This window comes from Thermopolyspora flexuosa (genome assembly GCF_006716785.1).
GTDB classification, from domain to species: Bacteria; Actinomycetota; Actinomycetes; order Streptosporangiales; family Streptosporangiaceae; genus Thermopolyspora; species Thermopolyspora flexuosa.
In genome coordinates this window covers 1,578,232-1,604,402 of sequence record NZ_VFPQ01000001.1, presented here as the reverse complement: position 1 = coordinate 1,604,402, position 26,171 = coordinate 1,578,232, and the positions used below count along the sequence as shown (strand labels likewise).

Genomic DNA, 26,171 nt, shown 5'->3' with positions numbered 1-26,171 from the left:
CCGCGGGCCAGGGGTTGTGACCATCCCACGGGGTGTCACACGGGGAGCGTTCCGCTCTTCGCCAGTGCCACGGTCGGAGCGCGGTACTGGGTGCTGGTGGAGCACCCCGGGCCGTGGGCCCGCTCGGTGGCGGAGAGCGCGCTTCCGGAGTCGCTCGCCGACCTGGTCCGGCGCGCCGAGGAGCTCGGGGTACGGGTCCAGCTCATCCGCAGGCCCGGGGAGCGGCGTTCGCGCAGAGCGAATCCTGTTGCCGGAACGGCGTCCGAGGCGACGGCCGGCGACGCCGGAAAGCCCTTCCACGTGCTGGTCGCGTACGCGGTGGGCGACCGGCCGTGGCTCGCGGAGGGCCGGTTCGCGGACCTTAGGGATCTTGACCTGCGGTCTCTCGTGCACGGAGTGGTTCCGGAGTCCTGCATACTGAGGGACGAGCCGGTATTTCTGGTCTGCACGCACGCCAAGCGCAACGCGTGCTGTGCCCGCATTGGACTGCCGCTGGCGAGGGCACTGGGCGCGGAACTACCGGGCCTGGTATGGGAAACGTCACATGTTGGCGGCGATCGCTACGCCGCCAACCTCGTATGCTTGCCACACGGCCTCTACTACGGCAGCATGTCTCAGGCTGCTGCGATCGCGGCGGCGAGCGCGTACCGGCGCGGCGAGGTCGTTCTCGACCGTTTCCGGGGACGCGCAGGCATCCCTGAGCCACTGCAGGCCGCCGAGCACTTCGTCCGTTCCCTGACGGGTGAGCTCTCGGTAGGCGGAGTGGCCGTGGAATCCTCCAGGCCTGACGGCGACGCCACTGAGATCGTTGTCTCCAGCGGCGGCGCGCGGTATCGGGTTGTGGTCGAGCGCACGGTGTTCACCCCACCATGCGGAACGGCTTGCGCCGAGACGATCACCACCTACCGGCTGGCCTCACTGGACAGGCTCGACCCTGACCAGTACGCCCTGGCCTTCAGCTCCTCCGGGAGCGGGGAACATCACGGCTAATTCCGGCGTTGGAAACAGGGACGCCAGTAAGCTCCAATGCGGCATAAATACGAAATACCTCTCAACCTAAGGTGGTTGTCTCATGTCTCAGGTACGTCGGCAGATCGCCCGCCCCCGCCCCAGTTGGGGATGGCAGGATGATGCCGCGTGCCGGGGAGAGGACCTTGTGCTTTTCTTCGGGCCCGATGGCGAGCGGCAGCCCGAGCGCGAGGTGCGCGAGCGCAAGGCCAAGGCCATCTGCGCCCAGTGCCCCGTCCGCGTCGAATGCCTTGACTACGCCCTGTCGCGGCCGGAGAAGTACGGCACGTGGGGCGGCCTCAACGAGGACGAGCGGGCTTCCGAGCGCCGGCGTCGCATGCGCCGCGCGGCGAGCGCGGGCATCAGCGCTGCCTGAGCCGTCCATCCCCGGCACACCCAGCTGCTTGTGATCATGTGGTCGTTGCGCCTGCGCGGCGGCCACATGGTCACTTCCGCCTGCCCCGCACCACCTCGCCTTCAACCGGTCCGCCACATCCGAGCCAGGCTCCTCCGGCACGCCACTGCGATCCGGTCGGCGCCGCCGGAGGGCGGGTCGAGGTGTTCATACCACCCTCGGCGCGATCGGAAACCGGTCTGAGGCGACGAAAATCACGGCGGGGTAGGCGTTTCCGTCGCACCGGTCCTCGCCGCCGCCCCGGCGGACCGAGGTCACGGGCATCGGCGACGGTACGGCACGAGCGGTCCGTACCGCGGGCCACCCGAGCATCGCGCCGCCCGCGCCCAAGGCCACGGCCCCGGGCGGCCGGTACGGTCATGCGGAGTTTCCCGCCCGGCGGCTTGGGCCATGGCCGGGACGTCTCCCCGTCCCGGGTCGCGCCGCCTCCCGCCATGACCTCGCCGTCGCGTGCTCGGGCGTGCCCGCGCCGCGGCCCTCGGCCGACGGCCGTTCCCCGGCGGCCGGACCATGACCCTCCGCGGCCCCGGCCTGCCCACGCCGCCCCGGCCTCCCGGGCGGTCCGGGCGGCCGGGGCCACGCGGCACCCGGATCAGGGTCGGTTGCGGCCGCGCATCGCCTTGGTGATCACCTTCCACCTGCGGGCCTGCTCGCCGCGCAGGCGCGCGTCGGTACGGCTCGCCATCCACTCGGCCTCGCGCCGCAGTTTCCGCCAGCTCTCCAGCCGGCGCGGCGGAAGCTCGCCGGACTCGATCGCGGCGAGGACCGCACATCCCGGCTCGCTCTCGTGCGCGCAGTCGGAGAACCGGCAGCCGGCCGCGAGCTCGTCGACCTCGGCGAAGACGCGATCGACGCCCTCCCCCGTCTCGTAGAGGCCGACCCGGCGGATGCCCGGCGTGTCGATGATCAGGCCGCCCCCGGGCAGCGGGATGAGCTCGCGGTGCACGGTGGTGTGCCGTCCCCGGCCGTCGCGGGCCCGCACCTGCCGGGTCGGCATCACCTCCTCCCCGGCGAGCGCGTTGACGAGGGTGGACTTGCCCGCGCCGGACGGGCCGAGCACGACGGCCGTGCGGGACCCGCCGATATGGCCGCGCACCGCCGCCACCCCCTCCCCGGCCCGGGCGGCGACCGCGTGCACGTCCACGCCGGGCGCCGTCCGCGCCACCTCCTCGAGCAGGCCGGGCAGCGCGTCGCCGGCGAGGTCGGCCTTGGTGATGAGCACGACCGGGGTGCCGCCGCTCTCCCAGGCGAGGGCGAGCAGCCGTTCGATCCGGCCGAGGTTCGCCGGGTCCGGGCCGTGGCGGGCCGGCTCGGCGACGAAGACCACGTCGACGTTGGCGGCGAGCACCTGACCGGTGGAGTCGCCGGACAGGCCGCCGCGCGAGGGCCGGGCGACACCGCCGCGCACGATCGCGGTGCGGCGCGGCAGCACCTCCGCAAGCTCGAAGCCGTCGCCGGCCACGTCCTCGGCCGGGAGCGGGGCGAGCGCGGCCCAGTCCCCCACGCATGGGAGCGCGACCGGGTCCGCGGCGGCGGCCCGGCGCACCCGGGCGCCGAACCGTACGCGGCGGGGGCCGTCGGCGGTGATCACCTCCGCGGCGCCGCGGTCGACGCGGGCCACGCGGGCCGGGACGGTTCCGGCGGGAAGGTCCGCGGCGAGCGAGCCGGTCCAGCCGAGGCGGCGAAGATCCAAAGGAAGATCGAAACCAGGAGTGGTCAACGTAGGACACCCTTCGGGATGAGCCGGGTGCCCTGCGCGCTCAGCTCCGGCGGGCACCCGGGAGGACGGACGGATCCACGGGCATGCCGAGTCCGGCCCGCATATGTCCTCACTCCCTTCGGTTCCGCGCCTGCCGCGACGACATCAGGACGCTAGCCGCCCCGGCACCCGGGCGGCAACCGTATTTCCCGCCGTCGCGATCCCCGGCCCCGCGCCCACCAGGGCCACGACGACGCGAGCGCCCCGGCCACCGCGGACGAGCCGGGCGGCCGGGGCGCTGCGCGGATGTCCGTACGTCAGCAGTCGAGGCCCGGCGTGGGGAACTTGGCGGTGAGCTCGCTCACCTCGCGGTGCACGCGGGCGATCGTCTCCTCCGGGTCGCCCTTGGCGAGCGCGGTGATGACCTCGTCCATCCAGGCGGCGATCTGCCGCATCTCGGGCTCGCGCATGCCGCGGCTGGTCACCGACGGGGTGCCGATGCGCAGACCCGACGGGTCGAACGGCTTGCGCGGGTCGAACGGCACGGTGTTGTAGTTCGCCTCCAGCCCGGCCCGGTCGAGCGCCTGCGCGGCGGGCTTGCCGGCCACGCCCTTGGAGGTGAGGTCGATGAGGATCAGGTGGTTGTCCGTGCCGCCGGACACCAGGTCGAAGCCGCGGGCGAGCAGCTCCTCGGCGAGCGCCCGGGCGTTCGCCACCACCTGGTGGGCGTAGGCCTTGAACTCCTCGGTCGCCGCCTCCTTGAGCGCCACCGCGATCGCCGCGGTGGTGTGGTTGTGCGGGCCGCCCTGCAGGCCGGGGAAGACGGCCTTGTTGAGCGCGGCCGCGTACTCGTCGGAGTCGGTGAGCAGCATGGCGCCGCGCGGCCCGCGCAGCGTCTTGTGCGTCGTGGTGGAGATCACGTCCGCGTGGCCCACCGGCGTGGGGTGGGCACCGCCCACCACGAGGCCGGCGATGTGCGCGATGTCGGCGACGAGCACCGCGCCCACCTCCCGGGCGATCTCGGCGAACGCCCCGAAGTCGATGGTGCGCGGGATCGCGGTGCCGCCCGCGAAGATCAGCTTGGGCCGGTGCTGAAGGGCGAGCTCGCGGACCTCGTCCATGTCGATGCGGCCGGTGTCGCGGCGCACGCCGTACCGGACCGCGTTGAACCACTTGCCGGTGACCGACACCGTCCAGCCGTGGGTGAGGTGGCCGCCGAACGGCAGGCCCATGCCCATGACCGTGTCACCCGGGTTCGCGAACGCCGTGTAGACGGCCAGGTTGGCCGGCGATCCCGAGTACGGCTGCACGTTGGCGTGCCGCACTCCGAACAGGGCCTTGGCCCGCTCGATCGCGAGCGTCTCGATCTGGTCGATGACCTGCTGGCCCTCGTAGTAGCGCCGTCCGGGGTATCCCTCGGAGTACTTGTTCGTCAGCACGGTTCCGGTCGCCTCGAGCACGGCCCGCGAGACGTAGTTCTCCGACGGAATGAGCTTGACGGTGTCGGCCTGACGCCGCTCCTCCGCCTTGATCAGCTCAGCGATTTCCGGATCGACGGTTGCCAGGGATCTCTCAGCCACTATGCGCCTTCCTCGATTCTCGTCCCCGTTCCGTGGTGACCCAGGCGCACGGCCCCCACGTGGTTTCGCTCCCCGGTGGTACCCCACCTTGCGACGCGCCCGCGCGGGCGCGTCAGCGCCAGTCGCGACCCTTAGACGATAGCGGACGCCGGGTAGCGCACGACCACGGGATTTCCCCCTGGAGCCTCAGCGTCGCCCGCCTTCGTCATGCTTCCTTGTCGCCTTTCCTATTTACCTTCTATGCAACGGATGGCATCGACCGCCCCCTATACACCGTGACGTACCAGGCGTCACGGCCGAGCGGTTGACGCCGGGGTGTCCAGAGTGTGGACCCGTCGTTGGAGATCCGCGGACCGCACGGTATCGTCGAGACATGCCCGTGGACCCGCTTCTCGTCGTGCGCCGTCACGTCGACTTCCTGCGTGTCCGCAGCGCCATCTGTATCGACGCCCGCTGACGGTCGCCCATCTTCGATTTCTGGGCGCGTGGCAGGCGTCTTTCTTCATGCCCACATCCCGCCCGGGCCTCAACGGTGAGCCGGGAGGACCGGCCGAGCCGCGCGCCAGATAAACCGGACATTACCCCCGGAGAAGGACGCGCTATGACAACCCCGGTTAGGTCCGCAAGCCGCCACCACAAGCGCCCGCGCGGCGAGGGTCAGTGGGCGCTCGGCTACCGAGAGCCGCTGAACAAGAACGAGGAGCTGAAGAAGAACGACGACGGGCTCAACGTCCGGCAGCGCATCATCGACATCTACGCCAAGCGGGGCTTCGACTCGATCGACCCCGCCGACCTGCGCGGCCGGTTCCGCTGGTACGGCCTGTACACCCAGCGGCGGCCCGGCATCGACGGCGGCAAGACCGCGGTGCTCGAGCCGGAGGAGCTCGACGACCGCTACTTCATGCTCCGCATCCGCATCGACGGCGGCCGGCTCACCGTCGACCAGCTCCGCACCATCGCCGACGTCTCCCGCCGGTACGCCCGCGGCACCGCCGACATCACCGACCGGCAGAACATCCAGCTCCACTGGGTGGAGATCGAGTCGGTGCCCGCGATCTGGGAGGCGCTGGAGCGGGTCGGCCTCGACACCACCGAGGCCTGCGGCGACACGCCGCGCGTCATCATCGGCTGCCCGCTCGCCGGCATCGACGCCGACGAGGTGATCGACGCCTCGCCGCAGATCGCCGACATCCGCTCCCGCTACATCGGCGACAAGGCGTTCTCCAACCTGCCGCGCAAGTTCAAGAGCGCGGTGAGCGGCTGCCCCGCGCACTGCACCGTGCACGAGATCAACGACGTGGCGTTCGTCGGCGTGGTGAACGAGGACGGCGAGCGCGGCTACGACCTGTGGGTGGGCGGCGGCCTGTCCACCAACCCGATGCTCGCCAAGCGCCTCGGCGTGTTCGTCGCGCCGGAGCGGGTGCACGAGGTCTGGGCGGGCGTCGCGGGCATCTTCCGCGACTACGGCTACCGGCGGCTGCGCCACCGCGCCCGGCTGAAGTTCCTCGTCAACGACTGGGGCGTCGAGCGGTTCCGCGAGGTGCTGGAGCGCGAGTACCTCGGCTACGCGCTGCCCGAGGGCCCGGCGCCCGCGCCGCCGCGCGGCGGCCGCCGCGACCACGTCGGCGTGCACCGGCAGAAGGACGGCAACTTCTACGTCGGCTTCGCCCCGAAGGTCGGCCGGCTCGACGCCGACAGGCTCGACCGGATCGCGGACATCGCCGAGCGGTACGGCTCGCGCCGGGTGCACACCACCACCGAGCAGAAGATGGTCATCCTCGACATCGCCCCGGACAAGGTGGACGACATCGTCGCCGACCTGGAGGCCGCCGACCTGCCGGTGCACCCGAGCACCTTCCGCCGCCAGACGATGGCCTGCACCGGCATCGAGTACTGCAAGCTCGCGATCGTCGAGACCAAGGCCACCGCGAGCCGGCTCATCGACGAGCTGGAGCGGCGGCTGCCCGGCTTCGCCGAGCCGCTCACCATCAACGTCAACGGCTGCCCGAACTCCTGCGCCCGCATCCAGACCGCGGACATCGGCCTCAAGGGCCAGCTCGTCGTCGACGAGGACGGACGCCAGGTCGAGGGCTTCCAGATCCACCTGGGCGGCTCGCTCGGCGTCAACTCCGGGTTCGGCCGCAAGGTGCGCGGCCTGAAGACCACGGCGAAGGCGTTGCCCGACTACGTCGAACGCGTGGTGCGCAACTACGAGAAGCAGCGCGCCGAGGGCGAGACGTTCGCCGAGTGGGTCCAGCGCGCCGACGAGGCCGATCTGCGATGAGCGAGCGCGCCGTCCCGTTCCACTGCCCGTACTGCGGCGAGGAGGACCTGGAGCCGTACGAGGGCGACGGCGGTTGGTACTGCCGCTGCTGCGCCCGGGCGTTCCGGCTCAAGTTCCTCGGCATCGGGGTCCGGTCGTGACCGGCGGCCGGACCCGCGCAGCCCGCATCCGTGCCCGTGCCCACCGCGACCGTGCCCACCGCGACCGTGCCCGCCGTACCCACCCGGCGGGCCACGCCGCGAACCCGTCGCAGGACCGCCGGTGACCACCGGCCGCGACGCACGCGTCCCGAGACCTTCCCCGAGACCCACACGCAGTGAGGAGTGCCTGGACATGACCCTGGTGGACATCGAGGCGGACCTGCGCGCCAACCGTGCCGCGTTCGACCTGCGGCACATCGCCGAGTCCGCCGCCGCCTACCTCGAGGACGCGCCCGCCCTCGAGATCATCCGCTGGGCGGCGGCGACCTTCGGCGACCGCCTGTGCCTCACCTCGTCGATGAGCGACGCGCTCCTCATCGACCTGGTCAGCCGGGTCAAGCCGGGGTGTGACGTGCTGTTCATCGACACCGGCTACCACTTCGCCGAGACCATCGGCACCCGGGACGCGGTCCGCCAGGTCTACAACGTCAACGTGATCGACGTGCTGCCGAGCCGTACCGTCGAGGAGCAGGAGCGCGACCTCGGGCCCCGGCTGTACGGGCGCAACCCGGACCTGTGCTGCTACCTGCGCAAGGTGGAGCCGCTCAACCGGGCGCTCGAGCCGTACCTGGCGTGGATCTCCGGCATCCGCCGCGACGAGGCGCCCACCCGGGCGAACGTGAAGGTGGTCGAGTGGGACGCCAAGCGCCAGATGGTGAAGGTGAACCCGATCGCCAAGTGGACCCAGGAGGACGTCGACAACTACATCGCCGACAACGGGGTGCTGGTCAACCCGCTGCACTTCGACGGCTACCCCTCGATCGGCTGCGCGCCGTGCACCCGCCGGGTCGCCGAGGGCGAGGACCCGCGCAGCGGCCGGTGGGCCGGGCTCGGCAAGATCGAGTGCGGTATCCACACGTGACCGTCCCGCTGATCGCCGTCGCGCACGGCTCCCGCGACCCGCGCGCCGCCGCCACCGTGCGCGCCCTTCTCGACGCGGTACGGCGCGCCCGCCCCGGCCTGCCGGTGCGGGAGTCCTACCTCGACCACGCCCCGCCCACGCCGGCCCGGGTGCTGTCCGGGCTGCCCGAGGCGGTGGTGCTCCCGCTGCTGCTCACCGCCGCCTACCACAGCCGGGTGGACATCCCCCGGGTGCTGCGCGAGGTGCGCGGCACCCGGATCCGGTACGGCGCGACGCTCGGGCCGCACCCGCTGCTGGTGCGGGCGCTCGAGCGGCGGCTCGCCGAGGCGGGGGTGGCCGTCGGCGACCCGGAGGAGACGGCGGCCACCGCGGTGGTGCTCGTCGCGGCCGGGTCGAGCGACCGCCGGGCGAACGAGGTGATCGCCCGGATCGCGCGGCGCTGGGCGCGGGAGCGCGGCTGGTGGGCGGTGGCGCCCGCGTACGCGTCGGCCGCCGCGCCCGCCCCCGGCGCGGAGGTGGCCCGGCTGCTTGCGGCCGGGGCGCCGCGCGTGGTGGTCGCGCCGTACCTGCTCGCGCCCGGGTACTTCGCCGACCGGGTGCGCCGCGAGACGCTCGCGGCCGGGGCCGCGGCGGTGGGCGGCGTGCTCGGGGCCGCGCCGGAGCTCGCCGAGGTGGTGCTCGAGCGCTACGACCACGCCCTCGCCACCGAGCGGCTCGCCGTACCGGCCTGAGCCGTCTGCTCTCCGGCCGGTCAGCGGTACGGCGGGGACGGCGGCGGAGGTGGGATGCGGCCCTGCGGGCCGGGGCCGCGCTCCACGCCGAGCGAGTGGCGGAAGTGGTGGTCGTAGCCGCGCCCGGTGAGGCGGCCGCGGCGCTCCAGCAGCCAGTCGCTCCACGCGAACCATGCGCGGCGGATCGGGTCGGCGTGCGCGTCCCCGAGCACCTTGATGTCGCCCATCACCACGTAGGCGCGCACCCGCACCCTGGGGGCGTTCCGGCCGGCGGGCGCCTCCTCGACCTTGACCTTCTTGTCGCCCATCACCGCGACGCCGTCGAGGTCGACGTCGACGCCGTCCGGGACGATGATCTTGACATCGCCCATCACCGAGACCGCCGTGATGTCGATCTCGTTGCCGCGCACCTCGGCCTCGCGCAGGTCGATCGTGACGTCGCCCATGACCGCGCAGGCGCCGATCTCCTGATCCACCCGCCACTTGCCGCGCCGCTTGGTGTCCCCCATGACCGCGACGAACCACCGTCGCCGCCTGCCCTCGGGCCGCGGGGCCGGCGCGGGCGCCGGGCGCACGCCGGGGTCGGGCAGGTCGGCGGTCACCTGGGCCAGCTCGCGGTAGGTCACGGCGAGGTAGGCGGCCTCGGTGCGTTCGGTCAGCTCGGCGAGGGTCAGCCGGCCCTCCACGGATGCCTGGCGCAGCCGCTCGACCACGGCCTCCCGTTCGGCGTCCGAGACTCTCAGTTCGCCGGGGTCACTCATGACCCCAATCTATGCCTTCCGGGGCGGATCTCCGATCCTCCGCAAGGAGGAACTTCCGCTGGTACTCCAGGTCATGGCCGGGCAAATTATCGGGCGTTGATCATATTTCCCAAACGCCGTTTCCGGCCGGGGCGGAACCGCGCGGCCCCGGCCGCGGACCGGCCGCTCCGGCGGTCCCCACCGGCGCCCAGGCCGGCCCGGCACCCCGCGCGACGCTCTGTTCGCGCCGGGTATGGCGATGGATGATGAGAGGTGCTCAACAGGATCGCTCGACGCCAACGGAGGCTCATGTGAGCGAGGGAACGACGCAGCGCACGGACAGCGGGCCGATCGCCGGGTCCGGCGGTGTACCGGGCACCCGGGGCCGCGCCACCCACGAGGTCGTCAACCAGGTCCCGCCACTCGTCGGCCACGACGTGTCCGCCGATCCCGCGCTGCTCGACGCGCTGACGCGGGAGGGCGCCGACTGGGCGGTCGGCGAGCTGCACCGGCTGGGCATGCTCGCCGGCACCGAGAAGGCGCAGGAATGGGGCCGGCTCGCCAACGAGTACCCGCCGGTCCTGCGCACCCACGACCGGTACGGCAACCGCGTCGACGAGGTCGAGTTCCACCCGGCCTGGCACGAGCTGATGAGCGTGGCGGTCGACCACGGCCTGCACGCCGCGCCGTGGGTGTCCGCCCGGCCGGGCGCCCACGTCGCCCGCGCCGCCAAGTTCTACGTGTGGTCCCAGGTCGAGTACGGCCACCACTGCCCGATCTCGATGACCTACGCCGCGGTCGCCGCGCTGCGGCACTCCCCCGCCCTCGCCGCCGCCTGGGAGCCGCTGCTCGCCTCCCGCACCTACGACTTCGGGCTGCGCCCGCCCGCCACCAAGCGGGGCCTGATCGCCGGGATGGCGATGACCGAGAAGCAGGGCGGCTCGGACGTGCGCGCCAACACCACGGTCGCCGAGCCGCTCGGCGACGGCACGTACGCGCTCACCGGCCACAAGTGGTTCTGCTCCGCGCCGATGAGCGACGTGTTCCTCGTGCTCGCCAAGGCCCCGGGCGGCCTGTCCTGCTTCCTGCTGCCGCGGGTGCTGCCCGACGGCACCCGCAACGCGATGCGGCTGATGCGGCTGAAGGACAAGCTCGGCAACCGGTCGAACGCCTCGGCCGAGGTGGAGTTCGAGGGCGCGATCGCCCACCTCGTCGGCGAGGAGGGGCGGGGCGTGCGCACCATCATCGAGATGGTGAACATGACCCGGCTCGACTGCGTGATCGGCTCGGCCGCGCAGGCCCGCCACGGGGTGGTGCAGGCGGTCCACCACGCCACCCACCGCCGCGCCTTCGGCCGCCCGCTGGTCGAGCAGCCGCTCATGCGGAACGTGCTCGCCGACCTCGTGCTCGAGTCCGAGGCGGCGACCACGCTGATGATGCGCCTCGCCGGGGCGGTCGACCGGGGCGTGCGCGGTGACGCGGCCGAGGGGGCGTTCCGCCGGGTCGCGCTCGCCGCGGCCAAGTACTGGGTGTGCAAGCGCGCCCCGATGCACGCGGCCGAGGCGATGGAGTGCCTGGGCGGCAACGGCTACGTGGAGGAGTCGGGCATGCCGCGGCTGTTCCGCGAGTCGCCGCTCAACGGCATCTGGGAGGGCTCCGGCAACGTCGCCGCGCTCGACGTGCTGCGCGCCCTGTCCCGCGAGCCGGAGGCCGCCGAGGCGTACCTCGCCGAGGTCGGCAAGGCCCGCGGCGCCGACCCGCGGCTCGACGACGCCGCCGACCGGCTGCGCAAGCTGCTCGCCTCGCCCACCGAGGCCGACGCGCGCCGCATCGCCGAGGAGATGACGCTCGTGCTGCAGGGCTCGCTGCTGGTACGGCACGCCCCGCCGGCGGTCGCCGACGCGTTCTGCGCCTCCCGGCTGTCCGGCGACTGGGGCCGCGCCTTCGGCACCCTGCCGTCCGGCGTCGACCTCGACGCGATCATCGAGCGCGGCCGGACCGCCCCGGCCCGGTAGCCGGGCGCCAAGGATTCGATCTCGATGGGTGGGTCGCCGCACCCTGGTGATCGCGCAGCGCGTATGTTCGGCAGTGGCATCCGAAAGTCCACCAGTACGCAACCGACGGAAAGGACTCGCCGATGGCGACGACGCGCACCGCGACGACCCAGTGGAAGGGCGCGCTGTTCGACGGCTCCGGCACGGTGTCGCTGGACAGCTCGGGCGTGGGCACCTTCGAGGTGACCTGGCCCTCCCGCGCCGAGGAGCCGAACGGCAAGACCAGCCCCGAGGAGCTGATCGCGGCGGCCCACTCGTCGTGCTTCTCCATGGCGCTGTCGAACGGCCTGGCCAAGGCCGGCACCCCGCCGCAGACCATCGAGACCAAGGCCGAGGTGACCTTCCAGCCGGGGCAGGGCATCACCGGCATCGTGATCTCGGTGCGGGCCCAGGTGCCGGGCATCTCCGCCGAGGAGTTCCAGAAGGCGGCCGAGACCGCGAAGGAGAACTGCCCGGTGAGCAAGGCCCTCGCGGGCACCACGATCACCCTCAACGCCGAGCTGATCGGCTGACCGCACATCGGCCGATCGCACACGGCCGGGCCGGGCGTCGTCCGGCCCGGCCGGCCTTCCGATCGTTTTGCCGTCCGCGCCGGTCATCGCCGATACTCTCGCCACCATCGCACCCCGAACCGTGAGATCGTGGGTACGGACCGGCCGTCGATGGACGAGGACGATGAGGGTTGATGCGTGAGGTATGGCCGGGGGCGCCCTACCCCCTCGGCGCGTCGTGGGACGGCGTGGGCACCAACTTCTCCCTGTTCTCCGAGGTGGCCGAGCGGGTCGAGCTGTGCCTGTTCGACGACGACGGCACCGAGACCCGCGTCGAGCTCACCGAGGTGGACGCGTTCGTCTGGCACGCGTACCTGCCGGGGGTGATGCCGGGCCAGCGGTACGGCTACCGCGTGCACGGCCCCTACGACCCCGCCGCGGGCCACCGGTGCGACCCGTCGAAGCTGCTCCTCGACCCGTACGGCAAGGCCGTGGAGGGCGAGGTCGTCTGGAACCCCGCCCTGTTCTCCTACGATCTCGCCGACCCCGAGCGGCGGAACACCGCCGACAGCGCGCCGTACATGCCGAAGAGCGTGGTGATCAACCCGTTCTTCGACTGGGGGGCGGACCGGCATCCGCGCACGCCGTACCACGAGACCGTGATCTACGAGGCGCACGTGCGCGGCCTCACCAAGCTCCACCCGGCGGTGCCGGAGGAGCTGCGCGGCACCTACGCCGGGCTCGCCCACCCGGCGGTGATCGACCACCTGCTCGGCCTCGGGGTGACCGCGGTCGAGCTCATGCCGGTGCACCAGTTCGTGCCCGAGCACGCGCTGGTGCGGCGCGGGCTCACCAACTACTGGGGCTACAACACGATCTGCTACCTCGCCCCGCACAACGCCTACAGCTCCTCGGGGGACCGCGGCGAGCAGGTGCAGGAGTTCAAGGCGATGGTGAAGGCCCTGCACGCGGCGGGCATCGAGGTGATCCTCGACGTGGTGTACAACCACACCGCCGAGGGCGACCACCTGGGGCCGACGCTGTCGTTCCGCGGCATCGACAACGCCGCCTACTACCGGCTGCACGAGTCCGACCGGCGCTACTACCTCGACTACACCGGGTGCGGCAACTCGCTCAACGTGCGCTCCCCGCACGCGCTGCAGCTGATCATGGACTCGCTGCGGTACTGGGTGCTGGAGATGCACGTCGACGGCTTCCGGTTCGACCTCGCCGCGGCGCTCGCCCGCGAGCTGCACGACGTGGACCGGCTGAGCGCGTTCTTCGACCTCATCCAGCAGGACCCGGTGATCTCCCAGGTGAAGCTCATCGCCGAGCCGTGGGACGTGGGACCCGGCGGCTACCAGGTGGGCAACTTCCCGCCGCTGTGGACCGAGTGGAACGGCCGCTACCGGGACACCGTGCGGGATTTCTGGCGGGGCCACTCCTCGACCATGCCGGAGTTCGCCTCCCGGCTCACCGGCTCCTCCGACCTGTACGCCACGTCGGGGCGGCGCCCGGTCGCCTCGATCAACTTCGTCACCGCGCACGACGGGTTCACGCTCACCGACCTGGTCTCCTACAACCACAAGCACAACCTGGAGAACGGCGAGGACAACCAGGACGGGTCCGACGACAACCGGTCGTGGAACTGCGGCGCGGAGGGCCCGGTCGACGACCCGGAGATCAACCGGCTGCGGCGCCGGCAGCGGCGCAACTTCCTGGCCACGCTGTTCGTGTCCCAGGGCGTGCCGATGCTGCTCGCCGGGGACGAGTTCGGCCGCACCCAGCACGGCAACAACAACGCCTACTGCCAGGACAACCCGATCTCCTGGGTGGACTGGTCGCTCGCCACGACCGAGGCCGACCTGCTGGAGTTCGTGCGCGAGCTGTCCCGGCTGCGGCGCGAGCACCCGGTGTTCCGGCGGCGCCGGTTCTTCCACGGCCGGCACGGCACCGACGGCAAGGGCGACATCGTGTGGCTCACCCCGTCGGGGCGGGAGATGGGCGAGGAGGACTGGCGGATCGGGTACGCCAAGTCGCTCATGGTCTACCTCAACGGCCAGGCGATCACCGAGCCGGGGCCGCGCGGCGAGCGCATCACCGACGACTCGTTCCTGCTGCTCATCAACGCGCACTACGAGGACCTGCCGTTCACGCTGCCGCAGGCCGACTTCGGCGGGAAGTGGGAGACCGTGCTCGACACCGCCGACGAGGGGCCGCGCGACGCCCGGCACCGCGGCGAGACCTGGCTCGCGGGCGCGCAGGTGCCGGTCACGGCCCGCTCGCTGCAGATCCTCCGCCTCGCCGACGAGCAGCCCGCGCCCGCCGCCGGCTGACCCGTTTCCGGGGCGCGCCGGGGCCGTGACCTGCGCCGCGGCGGCGCTGTGGAATCGTGGAGGGATGCGTCAGATCCTTCCCGAACCCAGCGCGACACCCCTGGACGACGAGGACCTCGCCGCGGCCTACGCCTGCCCGGACCGGGAGTGGCTGCGCGTCAACATGGTGGCGAGCGTGGACGGCGCGGCCTGGCTCGACGGCCTGTCCGGCGGGCTGTCCGGCGCGGGCGACCGCCGGATCTTCGGGATACTGCGCGGCCTGGCCGACGTGATCCTCGCCGGGGCGGCCACGGTGCGCGGCGAGGGCTACCGCCCGGCCAGGCCCCGGCCCGCGTGGGAGCCGCTGCGCGCGGGCCGCCCACCGGCCCCGCCGATCGCCGTGGTCACCCGGCGGCTCGACCTCGACCTCGACGCGGAGCTGTTCACCGACGCCCCGCCGTACGCCCGGACCATCGTGATCACCACCGAGGCGGCGCCGGAGGAGCGGCGGCGGGCCGCGGCCGAGCGGGCCGAGGTGATCGTCGCCGGGGCGGACCGGGTGGACGTGCGCCGCGCCGTGGCCGCGCTGCGCGACCTCGGCCACCGCCATATCCTGTGCGAAGGAGGCCCGCGGCTGAACGCCCAGCTCGTGGCCGCGGGGCTCGTCGACGAGCTGTGCCTCACGATCAGCCCGATGCTGGTCGGCGGCGGCGCGGCCCGCATACTCGACGGGACGTCTTCCCCCACCGGGCTCCGCCTGGCTCACGTCCTGACCGACAACGGGTTTCTGTTCTGCAGGTACACCAGGGAGGACGCATGAGCCACGACCAGCCATCCGGCCCGGACCCCGCCGATACCGGCCCCGATCCCGCCGCCGATCCGGTCGTCGCCGAGCTGGCGGGCGCCCTCCCGGTCGCGCCGCCGGTGGCGCCGATGCTCGCCAAGGCGGTGCGCACGCTGCCCGCCCAGGACGGCTCGCTGCTGTACGAGCCGAAGTGGGACGGCTTCCGGTGCATCGTGTTCCGCGCCGGGGAGGCGGTGTACCTCGGCAGCCGCAACGAGCGGCCGTTCACCCGCTACTTCCCGGAGCTGGTCGCGGCGGTCCGCGCCGAGCTGCCGGAGCGGTGCGTGGTCGACGGCGAGATCGTGCTGCGCCAGGGCAAGGCCCTCGACTTCGACGCGCTGCAGCAGCGCATCCACCCGGCCGCCTCCCGCATCCGGCTGCTCGCCGAGCGCACCCCGGTCACCTTCGTCGCCTTCGACCTGCTCGCGATCGGCGACGAGAACCTCATGGGCCGCCCCTTCGCCGAGCGGCGTGCCCGGCTCGCCGAGGCGCTCGCCGGGGCCGACGACCGGGTACGGCTCACCCCGCTCACCGACGACGAGGAGCGCGCGGCCCGGTGGTTCGAGCGCTTCGAGGGCGCGGGCCTCGACGGTGTGGTGGTCAAGCGCCGGGACCTCGGCTACGAGCCCGACCGCCGGGTGATGTTCAAGGTCAAGCACGAGCGCACCGCCGACTGTGTCGTCGCGGGCTACCGCGAGCACAAGTCCGGTCCGGTGGTGGGCTCGTTGCTGCTCGGCCTGTACGACGAGGCGGGGCGGCTGCACCACGTCGGCGTGGCCGCCTCGTTCCCGATGCGGCGGCGCGCCGAGCTCGTCGACGAGCTCGCGCCGTACCGGATGGCCGACCCGAGCGGGCACCCGTGGGCCGCCTGGGCGGAGCAGGCCGCCAACCCCTCCCCCGGCGGCCCCCGGCTGCCCGGCGCGGTGTCCCGGTGGAACGCGAAGAAGGACCTCTCCTTCATCCCGCTGCGGCCCGAGCTCGTCGCCGAGGTCGCCTACGACCACATGGAGGGCGACCGGTTCCGGCACACCGCCCACTTCCGCCGGTGGCGCCCCGACCGCACCCCCGAGTCCTGCGGCTACGCCCAGCTCGACCGGCCGATCGGCTACGACCTCGACGAGCTGCTGCGCGGCTGAGCCGTACCGGGCCGCCCTCCGGGGTCAGAGGATGGGCCGTCCGCCGAGGCGGCGGGGCATCGGGGAGGTGTCGCGCAGCGAGATCGGCAGCAGGGACAGCGGCACCGACTGGTAGGTGACCGGGCGCAGCCATCGGCGGATCGCGTTCGCGCCGACCGAGGTGTGGCCGGGCGCGGTGGTGGCCGGGTACGGCCCGCCGTGCGTCATCGCCCAGGCGACCGCGACGCCGGTGGGGTAGCCGTTCCACACGATGCGGCCGACCCGCTCGGTGAGCAGGTCGAGCAGCCGGGAGGCGAGGTCGGTCTCGGACTCCTCGGCGTGCACCGCGGCGACCAGGGCCGGGCGCAGCGCGGTCAGCGCGGCGAACAGGTCCTCCTCGCCGTCGTAGTCGACGACCACCCCGAACGGGCCGAACACCTCCTCCAGCGGCGCCTTGCCGTCGATCACCGCCTGGGCGTCCACCCGCACCAGGGTGGGGCCGCACGCCGGGGCCTGGGCCTGGGACGCGAGCAGCGTGGTCGCCTCCTGCCGGGCGCGGTGCGCGCCCGCCACGTAGGCCTCGCGGATGCCCTCGGTGAGCAGCACGCCCGGGGTGGCCTCGCGGGCCCGGCGCACCAGGGCGGCCACCACGGCCTCGCCGTGCTCGCCGCGCGGCACGAAGATCAGGCCGGGCTTGGTGCAGAACTGGCCCATGCCGAGGGTGAGGCTGTCCGCGGTACCGGTGCCGATCTCCTCGGCGCGCCGCCGGGCCGCGCCGGGGGTGACCACGAGCGGGTTCACGCTGCCCAGCTCGCCGTAGAACGGGATCGGGTCGGGGCGGGAGACGGCGAGGTCGAACAGGGCGCGCCCGCCGCGCTCCGACCCGGTGAAGCCGACCGCGCGGATGTGCGGGTCCTGGACGAGCGCGGCGCCCGCGGCCATGCCGTGCACGAGGGCGAAGGCGCCGTCCGGCAGCACCCGGCGCAGCACGGCCGCCGCGATCTCGCAGGTCTCCGGGTGCGCCGGGTGGGCCTTCACCACGACCGGGCAGCCCGCGGCGAGCGCGGAGGCGGTGTCCCCGCCGGGCACGCTGAACGCCAGCGGGAAGTTCGCCGCGCCGAACACCGCGACCGGGCCGATCGGCACCATCATGCGCCGCAGCTCGGGCCGGGGCGGCGTCGCGGTGGCGTCGGCGTGGTCGATCGCCACGTCGAGGTACCCGCCGTCCCGGATCACCTGGGCGAAGAACCGGAACTGGTGGCACGTCCGCGCCAGCTCGCCGGTGAGCCGGCCCTCACCCAGCGCGGTCTCGGCGTCGGCGGCGGCGACCAGCTCCTTCCCCGCGGCCTCCAGCTCACCCGCGATCGCCTCGAGCAGCCGCGCCCGCTCCTCCCGGCCGAGGTCGCGCAGCACCGGGAACGCCTCCGCGGCCCGGGCGCAAATCGTGGCGATCTCCTCGACGGACGTCTCGGGCCCGATTTCCCGCCGTTCCTTTCCGGTGCGCGCGTCCACGGAAATCACTTTGCCGGTCATCGGCGTCCTCTCGTCGTGCCTGATATCTGCCGTCGACAGGCAGTAAACCGCATGCCCCACCGCGCGGATCAACCCGCGTCCGGGGTTTCGGGAATCGCGCGTGGCCGTGCCGTACGGCGACGCGCCGCGCCGGGCCGGGATCCGCCTGAAATGTGCGGTCTCACTTTCCGGGGAACGATCTCGCCAGGCCCGTCCGGCGCCGTCGAATTACGGGACGCGACGGCCTGCGCAGGGCGCGACGTACCGAACCGCGCAGGACACGGTGCGTCATCTCTCGGCCGCGGGACCGATGCGCTGCGTCAGCGGTGCCGCGCCCGCGACCTTTCCGTATCCGATGCCGTGTCCCCTGCCGTGCCGGGGAGTGCGGTTGTACGGGCGTCATTTCACGTCCCGGCGGGGTGCGTACCGGACCGGCATCGCGACCGGCTGTGAAAACATCACGCCGAGCTAGGTTCGATCGGCTCCGTCACCGCTCGGCCGTGCCTTGCTCGGTTGCACGCGTTTCGGCTCGCCCGGCATTTTCGGATAGTTGGGTGGATACGGTTCGTCACCGCGGTCGTCGGCGGCGTACCACTCGAGCAACGGCTCGATGGAGTACGCCCGGTCGTCGATGGCGCGGTGCACGTCGCCGATTTCGGCGAAACGGCGTGGCACGGTGCGGATGTCGAAATCGCGCGGGTCGACGTCGGGCAGTTCCTCCCAGGTGACCGGGGTGGAGACGGGAGCGTGCGGCCGGGCGCGGACCGAGTAGGCGGAGGCGATGGTGCGGTCGCGGGCGTTCTGGTTGTAGTCGATGAAGACGCGCTCGCCGCGCTCCTCCTTCCACCAGGAGGTGGTGGCGAGCGCGGGCAGGCGGCGCTCGACCTCGCGGGCGAGGGCGATCGCGGCGTGCCGTACCTCGACGAACGACCAGCGGGGCTCGATGCGGACCGCGACGTGGATGCCGCGGCCGCCGGAGGTCTTGGGGAAGCCGGTCATGCCGAGCTCGGCGAGGATGTCGCGGACCGCGAGGGCGACCTGACGGGCCTCGGCGAAGCCGGTGCCGGGCTGGGGGTCGATGTCGACGCGCAGCTCGTCGGGGTGCTCGACGTCGGAGCAGCGGGTCGGCCAGGGGTGGAAGTCGATCGTGCCGAGGTTCGCGCAGTAGGCGAGCGCGGCGACCTCGGTGACGCAGATCGCCTCCGCGGTGCGGCCGCTGGGGAAGGTCACCGTCACCGTCTCGAGCCAGTCCGGGCGGCGGGCCGGGGCGCGTTTCTGGTAGATCTGCTCGGTCTGCACCCCGTCGGGGTGCCGCTTGAGGTAGGTGGGGCGGTGGTCGAGCGCGCGCAGCGCGCCCTCGCCGACCGCGAGGTAGTACTCCACCAGCTCGCGCTTTGTCGCACCGATCCCCGGGAAGTAGACCTTGTCCGGGTTGGTGACCTTGATCGTCCGCCCGCCGGCGTCGATCTCGATGTACGGCGAGGCCATGACGTGACGCTACCCCCCGGCGGCGACATTCCTCCCGGACCGGCCGGCGCGTGCCCGGAGGGCCGGGCGGGTCCGTCCCGGGGCTGCCGGCGGCGGGGCCTGGCGCCCGCGCGGGACGGACCTGTGACCGCCCGCCGTACTTCTCGGCGCGCCGGGCACTGGCGCCCTACCCGGCCGCGGTGAACTCCCCACCGCCCGGCGGCTCCCAGCACGGGATATGGGTGTTCGCCGCTCCCAGGGCGGCCCGGCGGGCGATCTCGCCCTCGACGGAAGGGTGATCAACCCCCCACATCCCGATAGACGCCGGAACGCGGCCGAAAGGATGCCTCGCCTGCGCAAACAGCCCGTGAGGCGAAAGACATGTCCGGAAGGTCAATTGGCGGCGTAGGTAGGCTGGTGGTCATGGACAAGGTGGTAAAGGACGAACGGGAGTGGCGGCAGCTGCTCTCGCCCGAGGAGTACCACGTGCTGCGCGAGGCGGGCACCGAGCCGCCCTTCTCGGGGGAGTACGTCGACACCAAGACCGTGGGCGTCTACACGTGCCGGGCCTGCGGCGCGGAGCTGTTCCGGTCGGAGACCAAGTTCGAGTCGCACTGCGGCTGGCCGTCGTTCTACGCGCCGACCTCGTCCGACGCGGTGACGCTGCTGGAGGACCGCTCGCACGGCATGATCCGCACCGAGGTGCGCTGCGCCCGCTGTGACTCCCACCTCGGGCACGTCTTCCACGGCGAGGGCTTCCCGACGCCGACCGACGACCGCTACTGCATCAACTCGATCGCTTTGCGCCTCGTCCCGGCCGAGGAGTCGTGAGGCGGCAGTCCTTGTCGCCCTGGCCGAGGTCGTTGGCGAGCACGGGGTTGCCGTTGAGGCCGGTGCGGGCGTGCACGAACACCACCGGGTGGCGCACGCCCCGCTCCTTGGCGAGGTAGTCGCGGCCGCGCTCGCAGAGCGTGACCGCGTGCTTGTGGTTGATCGCGTTGTCCTTGAGCGTGGTGTAGATGCGCAGGTAGCCGCCGACGCTGCGGATGTCGGTGACCTTCTTCATCGCGGCGTCCTTCGCGCCCCAGCGCGCCTGGAAGTACTCCATCGCCGCGACGTCGGTGTACTTCGAGCGGCCCGCGCGGGGCGTGGCCGCCGTCCCGTCCGGCTCGGTACGGCCCGGCGCGTCGCCGGCCGCCCCGGAGGGGTCGACCAGGCTGAACGTGACCGGTCCGGTGTCGTCCGGCCGCGCCGTGCCGGAGCCGTCCGCGGGGGCGCCCCCGCCGGGATCGCCCAGGCCGTACAGGCTGGTCAGCGGCTCGCCGTCGGCGAGATCGCTCGCGCCGAGCACATCCCCCCGGGCCCAGGCGTCCGGCGAGCGGTCGGCGGGCTCCTCGCCGGGCTTCGGGGACGCCCCGGCCTTCTTCCCGCCCTTCGCCTTCTCCGGCTTGTCGTCCTTTGCCGTGGGCGTCTTCTCCGGCCGGTCGGCGCGGGGCGTGGCGGCGCCGTGCGGACGCGACGCCGCGGCCGTGGTGGCCTCGGGCGCCGGAAGCGGCTTCTCCGCGGTGCTCTCCGCCGCGGCCTTCGGCGGCGCAGGCCGCGCGGTCGCCTGCGCCGTCGGGTCGGGGTCGGCGGCGACGTACGCGGACAGCCCGGTGTGATCCGTCGTGCCACCCGTCGTGCCGCCCGGACTCCACAACCGGGCCGTGGCGACGGCCCCGCCGGCGAGGATCACCGGCACGGCCGCGAACGCCGTGATCCTCACCAGAGGCCGTGATCGCCGTGGTTTCCGCCTACGTCCCTTGGACCGTGCCACTTACCCGCCTATCTCACCGTAATCCTGAAAGGCAGTATGCCAAGGTTGTGGAAGGATTACGGCAAAACAGGCAATTTCCCTCTGCTACGGGAGGGCGGCGACGAGCTCCGAGAGCGGCTTACGGGTGCCGGTGTAGAACGGGATCTCCACCCGGACGTGCCGGCGCGCCCGCGCGCCCCGCAGGTGGCGCATGAGGTCGACGATGCGGTGCAGCTCGTTCGCCTCGAACGCGAGCAGCCACTCGTAGTCGTTGAGCGCGAACCCGGACACCGTGTTCGCCCGCACGTCCGCGAAGCCCCGCGCCATGGCGCCGTGCTCGGCGAGCAGCTCGCGCCGCTCCCGCTCGTCGAGCAGGTACCACTCGTACGAACGCACGAACGGGTACACGCACAGGTAGCCGCGCGGCTCCTCACCGGCGAGGAACGCCGGGATGTGCGAGCGGTTGAACTCGGCCGGGCGGTGCAGCCCGATGACCGACCAGACCGGCTCGCTCGCCCGTCCCAGGCGGGTGCGCCGGAACCGGCCGTAGACCTCCTGCAGGTCCTCCGCGGACGGGGCGTGCCACCAGAACATGTAGTCGGCGTCGGCGCGGAACCCGGCGACGTCGTAGGAGCCGCGGGTCACCACGTCCTTCTGCCCGACCTGGGCGAGCAGGTCCTCGACCTCGCGGACGATCTCGTCCCGCTCGTCGGGCAGCCGCTCGGACAGCCGGAACACCGACCACATGGTGTACCGGATCACTTCGTTGAGATCACGCGCTTTTGGCTGTTGCCTTTCCTCGGTCATGACGCCATTCTCCCCGCGGATCGAGGTGGTCCAGAATCCGGCCCACCGCGGTACGGGCGGTCGCGATGCAGGCGGGAACGCCGACCCCGTCGTACGCGGCCCCGCACACCGCGAGGCCCGGCTGCATGGCGACCGCGGCCCGGATGCGCGCCACCCGGTCGAGGTGGCCGACGTTGTACTGCGGCAGCGAGCCGCCCCACCGGGTGACCCGGCTGTCCCGCGGCAGCCCGCGTACCCCCAGCACGTCGGTCAGCTCCGCCATGGCCAGCGAGACGAGCTCGGCGTCGTCGCGCTGCAACACCTGCTCCTCGCCGAGCCGGCCGATCGAGCACCGCACGATCACCAGGTCGGGGGCGGCCTTCGCCAGGTGCGGCCACTTGACCGAGCTGAACGTCACCGCCTTGACCGCGCGGCCCTCCACCGGCGGCACGAGGTAGCCACTGCCCTCGGGGAGCGCGGGAAACGCCGAGCGCGGGTAGGCGAGGGTGACGATCGCCATGCTCGCGTACTCGATCCGGGCCAGCTCGGCCGCGGCCTTCGGCACCTCGTCCTGGAGCAGCCGGGACGCCGGGACCGCGGGCAGGGCGAGGATCACGGCGTCCGCCTCGATCTCCTCCGGCGCGTTCGCCGGGCCGGCGACCAGCCGCCAGCCATTGTCGGTACGGCGCAGCTCGCGCACGAGCGTGCCGGTGCGCACCTCGGCCCCGGACCCGGCGGCGAGCGCCTCCGGCAGGGTGCCGAGGCCCCGGGCGAGCGTGGTGAACACCGGCCCGCGGGGACGGCTTGCGCCCTCCTGGGCGATCTGCCGCGCCGCGGCGAGCAGCGACCGCTCGGTGCGTGCCGCGGTGGCGATGCGCGGCATCGTGGCGTCGAGCGACAGGTACTCCGCCCGACCGGCGTAGACGCCGCCGAGCAGCGGCTCGACGAGCCGCTCCACCACCTCGTCGCCCATCCGGGCGCGCACGTACGCGGCGACCGAGACGTCGGTGCGCACCAGGGTGGGCGGCAGCACCTGGTCGAGCGGGACGCGCAGGAAGCCGAGCGGCGACAGGATGCCGGAACGGCCGAGCGCCGCGAGGTCGGACGGCACGCCCATCACGTGGCCCTTGGGCAGCTCGCGCAGCGCGCCCCGGGAGTAGATGAGCGAGGAGGTCGGGCCCGGGTCCACCAGCTCGTCGCCGAGCCCGGCGAGCCGCGCCAGCTCCCTGCCCTCGGGCCGGGCGGCGAGCATCGCCTCGGCGCCCTCGTCCACCGGCACCCCGGCCACCTCGGAGACGCGCAGCTTGCCGCCCACCCGGTCACCGCCCTCGAGCACGGTGACCCTGACGCGGTCGCCGCCGTCCCGCCCGAGGTACCACGCCGCGGCGAGGCCCGCGATGCCCCCGCCGACGATCGCGACGTGTCGTCGCCCGTCCCGCTCCGGGGCGTTCCGGGACTCGCTCTCGCGACTCGATCTTCCTGCCATACCACAGACGTTACCGTGCCGTCGCACCGGTACGGCCCGCCGCCCTCGCCGCGGCGCCGCGCGTCGTCCCGGCGGCGTCCCGATGTGCCGCACCCGGCCCGGCGGATAACGGCGTTTGTCCGATAACGTGACCGGGTCGTGATCAACGTGGCCAAACCGGCGGGCCCGGCGTGTCGTTAAGGGGGCATGAGGAACCACGGGCTCCAGGGTCGTTCCCGGACGGTCGGGCCCACATGGCCCGCGCTGATCGCGACGGCCGCGGCGCTGGCGCTCGCCGGATGCTCCGGCGGCGGCTACGAGGCCGCCGAGCCGCCGCCCGCGTCGGTGGCACAGGACGGCGAGGCCGCCACCCAGGCCCGCCCGGAGAGTGGCGGCGAGGGCCGCGACCTCGCCGGGGCCGGGCGCGGCGGTGGCGGCGAGGCCGACGAGGCCGGAGAGCGGCCGCTGACCAAGGCCACGGTCGCGCCGGAGCGGGCGCTCGTCCGCAGCGCCGAGATGACGGTGCGCGCCAAGGACGTGGCCGCCGCGGCGGAGAAGGCGACGCGGATCGCCACCGAGGCCGGCGGATACGTGTCCGAGGAGCAGAGCGACTCCTCCACCGCCGCCGGCAGCAGCACGAGGATCACGTTCAAGGTGCCGCCGGACCGCTACGCGACGGTGCTCAAACGGTTCGGCACCGAGCTGGGCACGCGGGAGAGCCTCACCCAGCGCACCGAGGACGTCACCGAGGAGGTCGCCGACGTCAAGAGCCGGATCAAGTCGGCCGAGGCGGCGATCGACCAGTTCCGCGCCCTGCTGCGCCGCGCCGAGAAGATCGGCGAGATCCTGGAGATCGAACGGGAGATCTCCGCGCGCACGGCCGAGCTGGAGTCGCTCCAGGCCCGGCAGAAGGCGCTCGCGTCCCTGACCGGCATGGCGACGATCACCCTCCACCTCATCGGCCCCGCGGTCGAGGTGCCGGAGGACGAGGACGAGCCGGAGGGCTTCCTCGGCGGGCTGGTCACCGGCTGGCGGGCGCTCGTCGCCGCCACCAAGGTCGGGCTCACCGTGCTCGGGGTGCTGCTGCCGTGGCTGCTCGCCATCGGCCTGCTCGTGCTCCTGGTCTGGCCGCTGGCGCGCCTGCTGAGCCGTACCCGCCTCGTCTCCCCGCGGCCACGACCGCGGCCACGGCGGCCGCGCGGCCCGTCGTGGGGCGCCCCACCGGAACCGCCGGGAGACGCGCCGCCCGAGGCGTCGTCACCGGTGCCGCTCTCCGGCCCGGAGGAGCCCGAGGCCCCGCCGCAGGACCCGGACGCGACCCCCGGGCGGCCGCGCTGACCGCTCCCCCATCGCGTCCCCATCGCGCCGCACCGGCCGGCGCGCCGCCCACGCGAGGCGCGGGGCGCCGGCCGGGCACGGCGAACCGGAGGACGGCACGCCGGCACGCGCCGCGGCGCGGCGTCAGCGGGCGGACGCCTCGTGCACCAGGTCGGTGAGCCGGGCGAGCTGGTCGGGGTCGGTCGCCGGGAGCACCCCGTGGCCCAGGTTGAACACGTGGCCCTCGGCGACGCGCCCCCGGGTGAGCACGTCGCGGGCGCGCCGCTCCACGACCTCCCACGGGGCGAGCAGCACCGCCGGGTCGAGGTTGCCCTGCAGCGCCTTGCCCGCGCCCACGCGCAGCGCCGCCTCGTCGAGCGGCACCCGCCAGTCCACCCCGACCACGTCGGCCCCGGCCTCGCCGAGCAGGCCGAGCAGCTCCCCGGTGCCCACGCCGAAGTGGATGCGGGGCACGCCGAGGTCGGCGAGCCCGGCGAAGATCCGGGAGGTGTGCGGCAGCACGAACTCGCGGTAGTCCTCCGGGGCGACCGCGCCCACCCAGGAGTCGAACAGCTGCACCGCCGACGCCCCGGCCGCCACCTGCAGGCGCAGGAAGGCCAGCGTGATCTCGCTCAGCCGCTCCATCAGGGCGTGCCACAGCTCCGGCTCGCCGTACATCATCGCCTTGGTGTTGTCGTGGTTCTTCGACGGGCCGCCCTCGATCAGGTAGGAGGCGAGGGTGAACGGCGCGCCGGCGAACCCGATCAGCGGCGTCCCGCCCAGCTCGCCGACGAGCGCGCGCACCGACTCGGTGACGTACGGCACGTCGTCCGGCTCCAGCGGGCGCAGCGCGGCCAGGCCCTCGCGGTCCCGGATGGGCGCCTCGACCACGGGCCCGACGCCCGGCCTGATGTCGAGGTCGACGCCGATCGCCTTCAGCGGCACCACGATGTCGCTGAAGAAGATCGCGGCGTCCACGCCGTACCGCCGGACCGGCTGCATCGTGATCTCCACGACGAGCTCCGGCGTGGCGCAGGCGGTGAGCATGGGCACGCCCTCGCGCACCTTGCGGTACTCGGGCAGCGAGCGCCCGGCCTGGCGCATGTACCAGACCGGCGTGTACGGCACCGCCTGGCGTCGGCAGGCCCGGATGAAGACGGAGTCGGCAGGCTGGGAATGCACCTGTCCAGGGTGCCATGCCGGAGCGTCGGGTCGGCATCCGCCACGCCCTGTCGGTCACCGGAGCGTCAAGTGGAGGACGATGGCCGTTCAAGTCTCCGACATCTCACCTTGGGGCAACGATTCTGATACCACTTTCGGGACACGCCGAGCGCGATGCGCGGAAATGTCGGCGTGACATGTCAACGTCAGGACCGACCCATAGCCGGGACTCAACGAAAGGTCCGTGACATGACCGCGATGTGGAGTTCCCCCGAGCGCGGCACCCGGTGCCGCTCCTCTCGCCACGGTGGACGGATTGATCACCTGCGG

The 26,171-nt window shown here is 73.1% G+C and carries 22 protein-coding genes and 1 riboswitch; of the genes, 13 read left to right on the top strand and 9 right to left on the bottom strand.

What is annotated here, in order from left to right; genetic code table 11:
* Positions 1 to 90 precede the first annotated feature (90 nt).
* Positions 91 to 990: a sucrase ferredoxin gene (locus FHX40_RS06960; RefSeq protein WP_229788651.1), complete on the top strand. Its 900-nt coding sequence runs from the start codon at positions 91 to 93 to the stop codon at positions 988 to 990.
* Between the two features lie 82 nt (positions 991 to 1,072).
* Positions 1,073 to 1,384, top strand: a complete 312-nt coding sequence (locus FHX40_RS06955) for a WhiB family transcriptional regulator (RefSeq protein ID WP_142258846.1) — start codon at positions 1,073 to 1,075, stop codon at positions 1,382 to 1,384.
* A gap of 631 nt (positions 1,385 to 2,015) precedes the next feature.
* Here the strand turns inward: FHX40_RS06955 and rsgA are convergent.
* Both rsgA and glyA read right to left on the bottom strand, forming a co-directional pair.
* Positions 2,016 to 3,143: a ribosome small subunit-dependent GTPase A gene (gene rsgA / locus FHX40_RS06950; protein ID WP_142258845.1), complete on the bottom strand. Its 1,128-nt coding sequence runs from the start codon at positions 3,141 to 3,143 to the stop codon at positions 2,016 to 2,018.
* A gap of 296 nt (positions 3,144 to 3,439) precedes the next feature.
* Positions 3,440 to 4,702, bottom strand: coding sequence for a serine hydroxymethyltransferase (gene glyA / locus FHX40_RS06945; protein WP_142258844.1), 1,263 nt, complete (start codon positions 4,700 to 4,702; stop codon positions 3,440 to 3,442).
* Between the two features lie 31 nt (positions 4,703 to 4,733).
* A riboswitch (ZMP/ZTP riboswitch) is annotated at positions 4,734 to 4,838 on the bottom strand.
* A gap of 465 nt (positions 4,839 to 5,303) precedes the next feature.
* Here glyA and FHX40_RS06940 point away from each other — a divergent pair.
* The 4 genes from FHX40_RS06940 to FHX40_RS06925 all read left to right on the top strand — a co-directional run bounded on the left by FHX40_RS06940 (position 5,304) and on the right by FHX40_RS06925 (position 8,779).
* Complete coding sequence (locus tag FHX40_RS06940) at positions 5,304 to 6,986, top strand: nitrite/sulfite reductase (RefSeq protein WP_142258843.1); 1,683 nt, start codon at positions 5,304 to 5,306, stop codon at positions 6,984 to 6,986.
* On the top strand, positions 6,983 to 7,126 hold the full coding sequence (locus FHX40_RS06935) for an Insertion element protein (RefSeq protein WP_142258842.1): 144 nt from the start codon (positions 6,983 to 6,985) through the stop codon (positions 7,124 to 7,126). The genes FHX40_RS06940 and FHX40_RS06935 overlap by 4 nt, the downstream gene beginning before the upstream one ends.
* 193 nt (positions 7,127 to 7,319) lie before the next feature.
* Entirely contained in the window at positions 7,320 to 8,048 is a 729-nt protein-coding gene (locus tag FHX40_RS06930; RefSeq protein WP_142258841.1) for a phosphoadenylyl-sulfate reductase, read from the top strand.
* Positions 8,045 to 8,779: a sirohydrochlorin chelatase gene (locus FHX40_RS06925; protein ID WP_229788650.1), complete on the top strand. Its 735-nt coding sequence runs from the start codon at positions 8,045 to 8,047 to the stop codon at positions 8,777 to 8,779. The genes FHX40_RS06930 and FHX40_RS06925 overlap by 4 nt, the downstream gene beginning before the upstream one ends.
* Positions 8,780 to 8,799: 20 nt before the next feature.
* On the opposite strand, the gene FHX40_RS06920 is transcribed toward FHX40_RS06925, so the two are convergent.
* The gene (locus FHX40_RS06920) at positions 8,800 to 9,540 is read right to left on the bottom strand and encodes a DUF1707 SHOCT-like domain-containing protein (protein WP_142258840.1); all 741 of its coding nucleotides are present in this window, start codon (positions 9,538 to 9,540) and stop codon (positions 8,800 to 8,802) included.
* Positions 9,541 to 9,869: 329 nt separating this feature from the next.
* On the opposite strand from FHX40_RS06920, the gene FHX40_RS06915 reads away from it, so the two are divergent.
* The 5 genes from FHX40_RS06915 (at position 9,870) to FHX40_RS06895 (ending at position 16,359) form a co-directional block, all read left to right on the top strand.
* Complete coding sequence (locus FHX40_RS06915; RefSeq protein WP_229788749.1) at positions 9,870 to 11,534, top strand: isovaleryl-CoA dehydrogenase; 1,665 nt, start codon at positions 9,870 to 9,872, stop codon at positions 11,532 to 11,534.
* Between the two features lie 122 nt (positions 11,535 to 11,656).
* A complete protein-coding gene (locus FHX40_RS06910; protein ID WP_142258838.1) occupies positions 11,657 to 12,085 on the top strand; it encodes an OsmC family protein in 429 nt (142 codons plus the stop codon).
* A gap of 173 nt (positions 12,086 to 12,258) precedes the next feature.
* Positions 12,259 to 14,400, top strand: coding sequence for a glycogen debranching protein GlgX (gene glgX, locus FHX40_RS06905; protein ID WP_142258837.1), 2,142 nt, complete (start codon positions 12,259 to 12,261; stop codon positions 14,398 to 14,400).
* A 64-nt stretch (positions 14,401 to 14,464) separates the two neighbouring features.
* Positions 14,465 to 15,199, top strand: coding sequence for a pyrimidine reductase family protein (locus tag FHX40_RS06900; RefSeq protein ID WP_142258836.1), 735 nt, complete (start codon positions 14,465 to 14,467; stop codon positions 15,197 to 15,199).
* Complete coding sequence (locus FHX40_RS06895; RefSeq protein ID WP_142258835.1) at positions 15,196 to 16,359, top strand: ATP-dependent DNA ligase; 1,164 nt, start codon at positions 15,196 to 15,198, stop codon at positions 16,357 to 16,359. Before FHX40_RS06900 ends, FHX40_RS06895 begins: the two co-directional genes overlap by 4 nt.
* Positions 16,360 to 16,383: 24 nt before the next feature.
* Here FHX40_RS06895 and FHX40_RS06890 read toward each other — a convergent pair whose 3' ends face one another.
* Both FHX40_RS06890 and ligD read right to left on the bottom strand, forming a co-directional pair.
* Complete coding sequence (locus tag FHX40_RS06890; RefSeq protein WP_306465698.1) at positions 16,384 to 17,850, bottom strand: aldehyde dehydrogenase (NADP(+)); 1,467 nt, start codon at positions 17,848 to 17,850, stop codon at positions 16,384 to 16,386.
* Between the two features lie 468 nt (positions 17,851 to 18,318).
* Positions 18,319 to 19,338, bottom strand: coding sequence for a non-homologous end-joining DNA ligase (ligD, locus tag FHX40_RS06885; protein WP_142258833.1), 1,020 nt, complete (start codon positions 19,336 to 19,338; stop codon positions 18,319 to 18,321).
* Between the two features lie 402 nt (positions 19,339 to 19,740).
* Between ligD and msrB the strand changes: the two genes are divergently transcribed.
* The gene (msrB, locus tag FHX40_RS06880) at positions 19,741 to 20,148 is read left to right on the top strand and encodes a peptide-methionine (R)-S-oxide reductase MsrB (RefSeq protein WP_142258832.1); all 408 of its coding nucleotides are present in this window, start codon (positions 19,741 to 19,743) and stop codon (positions 20,146 to 20,148) included.
* On the opposite strand, the gene FHX40_RS06875 is transcribed toward msrB, so the two are convergent.
* The 3 genes from FHX40_RS06875 to hemG all read right to left on the bottom strand — a co-directional run bounded on the left by FHX40_RS06875 (position 20,105) and on the right by hemG (position 23,384).
* A complete protein-coding gene (locus FHX40_RS06875; protein ID WP_142258831.1) occupies positions 20,105 to 21,082 on the bottom strand; it encodes a hypothetical protein in 978 nt (325 codons plus the stop codon). The genes msrB and FHX40_RS06875 overlap by 44 nt on opposite strands.
* Before the next feature lie 135 nt (positions 21,083 to 21,217).
* Positions 21,218 to 21,919 carry a hydrogen peroxide-dependent heme synthase gene (hemQ, locus tag FHX40_RS06870; protein ID WP_142258830.1) on the bottom strand — a complete coding sequence of 234 codons (702 nt, stop codon included), beginning with the start codon at positions 21,917 to 21,919 and terminating at the stop codon, positions 21,218 to 21,220.
* A complete protein-coding gene (gene hemG, locus FHX40_RS06865) occupies positions 21,885 to 23,384 on the bottom strand; it encodes a protoporphyrinogen oxidase (protein WP_142258829.1) in 1,500 nt (499 codons plus the stop codon). Before hemG ends, hemQ begins: the two co-directional genes overlap by 35 nt.
* A gap of 186 nt (positions 23,385 to 23,570) precedes the next feature.
* On the opposite strand from hemG, the gene FHX40_RS06860 reads away from it, so the two are divergent.
* Positions 23,571 to 24,701, top strand: a complete 1,131-nt coding sequence (locus tag FHX40_RS06860) for a DUF4349 domain-containing protein (protein ID WP_142258828.1) — start codon at positions 23,571 to 23,573, stop codon at positions 24,699 to 24,701.
* A 123-nt stretch (positions 24,702 to 24,824) separates the two neighbouring features.
* Here FHX40_RS06860 and hemE read toward each other — a convergent pair whose 3' ends face one another.
* Positions 24,825 to 25,832 carry a uroporphyrinogen decarboxylase gene (gene hemE, locus FHX40_RS06855; protein WP_373286890.1) on the bottom strand — a complete coding sequence of 336 codons (1,008 nt, stop codon included), beginning with the start codon at positions 25,830 to 25,832 and terminating at the stop codon, positions 24,825 to 24,827.
* Positions 25,833 to 26,171: the final 339 nt, after the last annotated feature.

Coding starts and splice junctions, on each gene's coding strand:
- hemQ (WP_142258830.1), bottom strand. CDS start 21,919: ATGACCGAGGAAAGGCAACAGCCAAAAGCGCGTGATCTCAACGAAGTG.
- FHX40_RS06955 (WP_142258846.1), top strand. CDS start 1,073: ATGTCTCAGGTACGTCGGCAGATCGCCCGCCCCCGCCCCAGTTGGGGA.
- FHX40_RS06860 (WP_142258828.1), top strand. CDS start 23,571: ATGAGGAACCACGGGCTCCAGGGTCGTTCCCGGACGGTCGGGCCCACA.
- FHX40_RS06930 (WP_142258841.1), top strand. CDS start 7,320: ATGACCCTGGTGGACATCGAGGCGGACCTGCGCGCCAACCGTGCCGCG.
- FHX40_RS06895 (WP_142258835.1), top strand. CDS start 15,196: ATGAGCCACGACCAGCCATCCGGCCCGGACCCCGCCGATACCGGCCCC.
- glgX (WP_142258837.1), top strand. CDS start 12,259: ATGCGTGAGGTATGGCCGGGGGCGCCCTACCCCCTCGGCGCGTCGTGG.
- hemG (WP_142258829.1), bottom strand. CDS start 23,384: ATGGCAGGAAGATCGAGTCGCGAGAGCGAGTCCCGGAACGCCCCGGAG.
- FHX40_RS06900 (WP_142258836.1), top strand. CDS start 14,465: ATGCGTCAGATCCTTCCCGAACCCAGCGCGACACCCCTGGACGACGAG.
- FHX40_RS06940 (WP_142258843.1), top strand. CDS start 5,304: ATGACAACCCCGGTTAGGTCCGCAAGCCGCCACCACAAGCGCCCGCGC.
- FHX40_RS06920 (WP_142258840.1), bottom strand. CDS start 9,540: ATGAGTGACCCCGGCGAACTGAGAGTCTCGGACGCCGAACGGGAGGCC.
- ligD (WP_142258833.1), bottom strand. CDS start 19,338: ATGGCCTCGCCGTACATCGAGATCGACGCCGGCGGGCGGACGATCAAG.
- FHX40_RS06935 (WP_142258842.1), top strand. CDS start 6,983: ATGAGCGAGCGCGCCGTCCCGTTCCACTGCCCGTACTGCGGCGAGGAG.
- msrB (WP_142258832.1), top strand. CDS start 19,741: ATGGACAAGGTGGTAAAGGACGAACGGGAGTGGCGGCAGCTGCTCTCG.
- FHX40_RS06910 (WP_142258838.1), top strand. CDS start 11,657: ATGGCGACGACGCGCACCGCGACGACCCAGTGGAAGGGCGCGCTGTTC.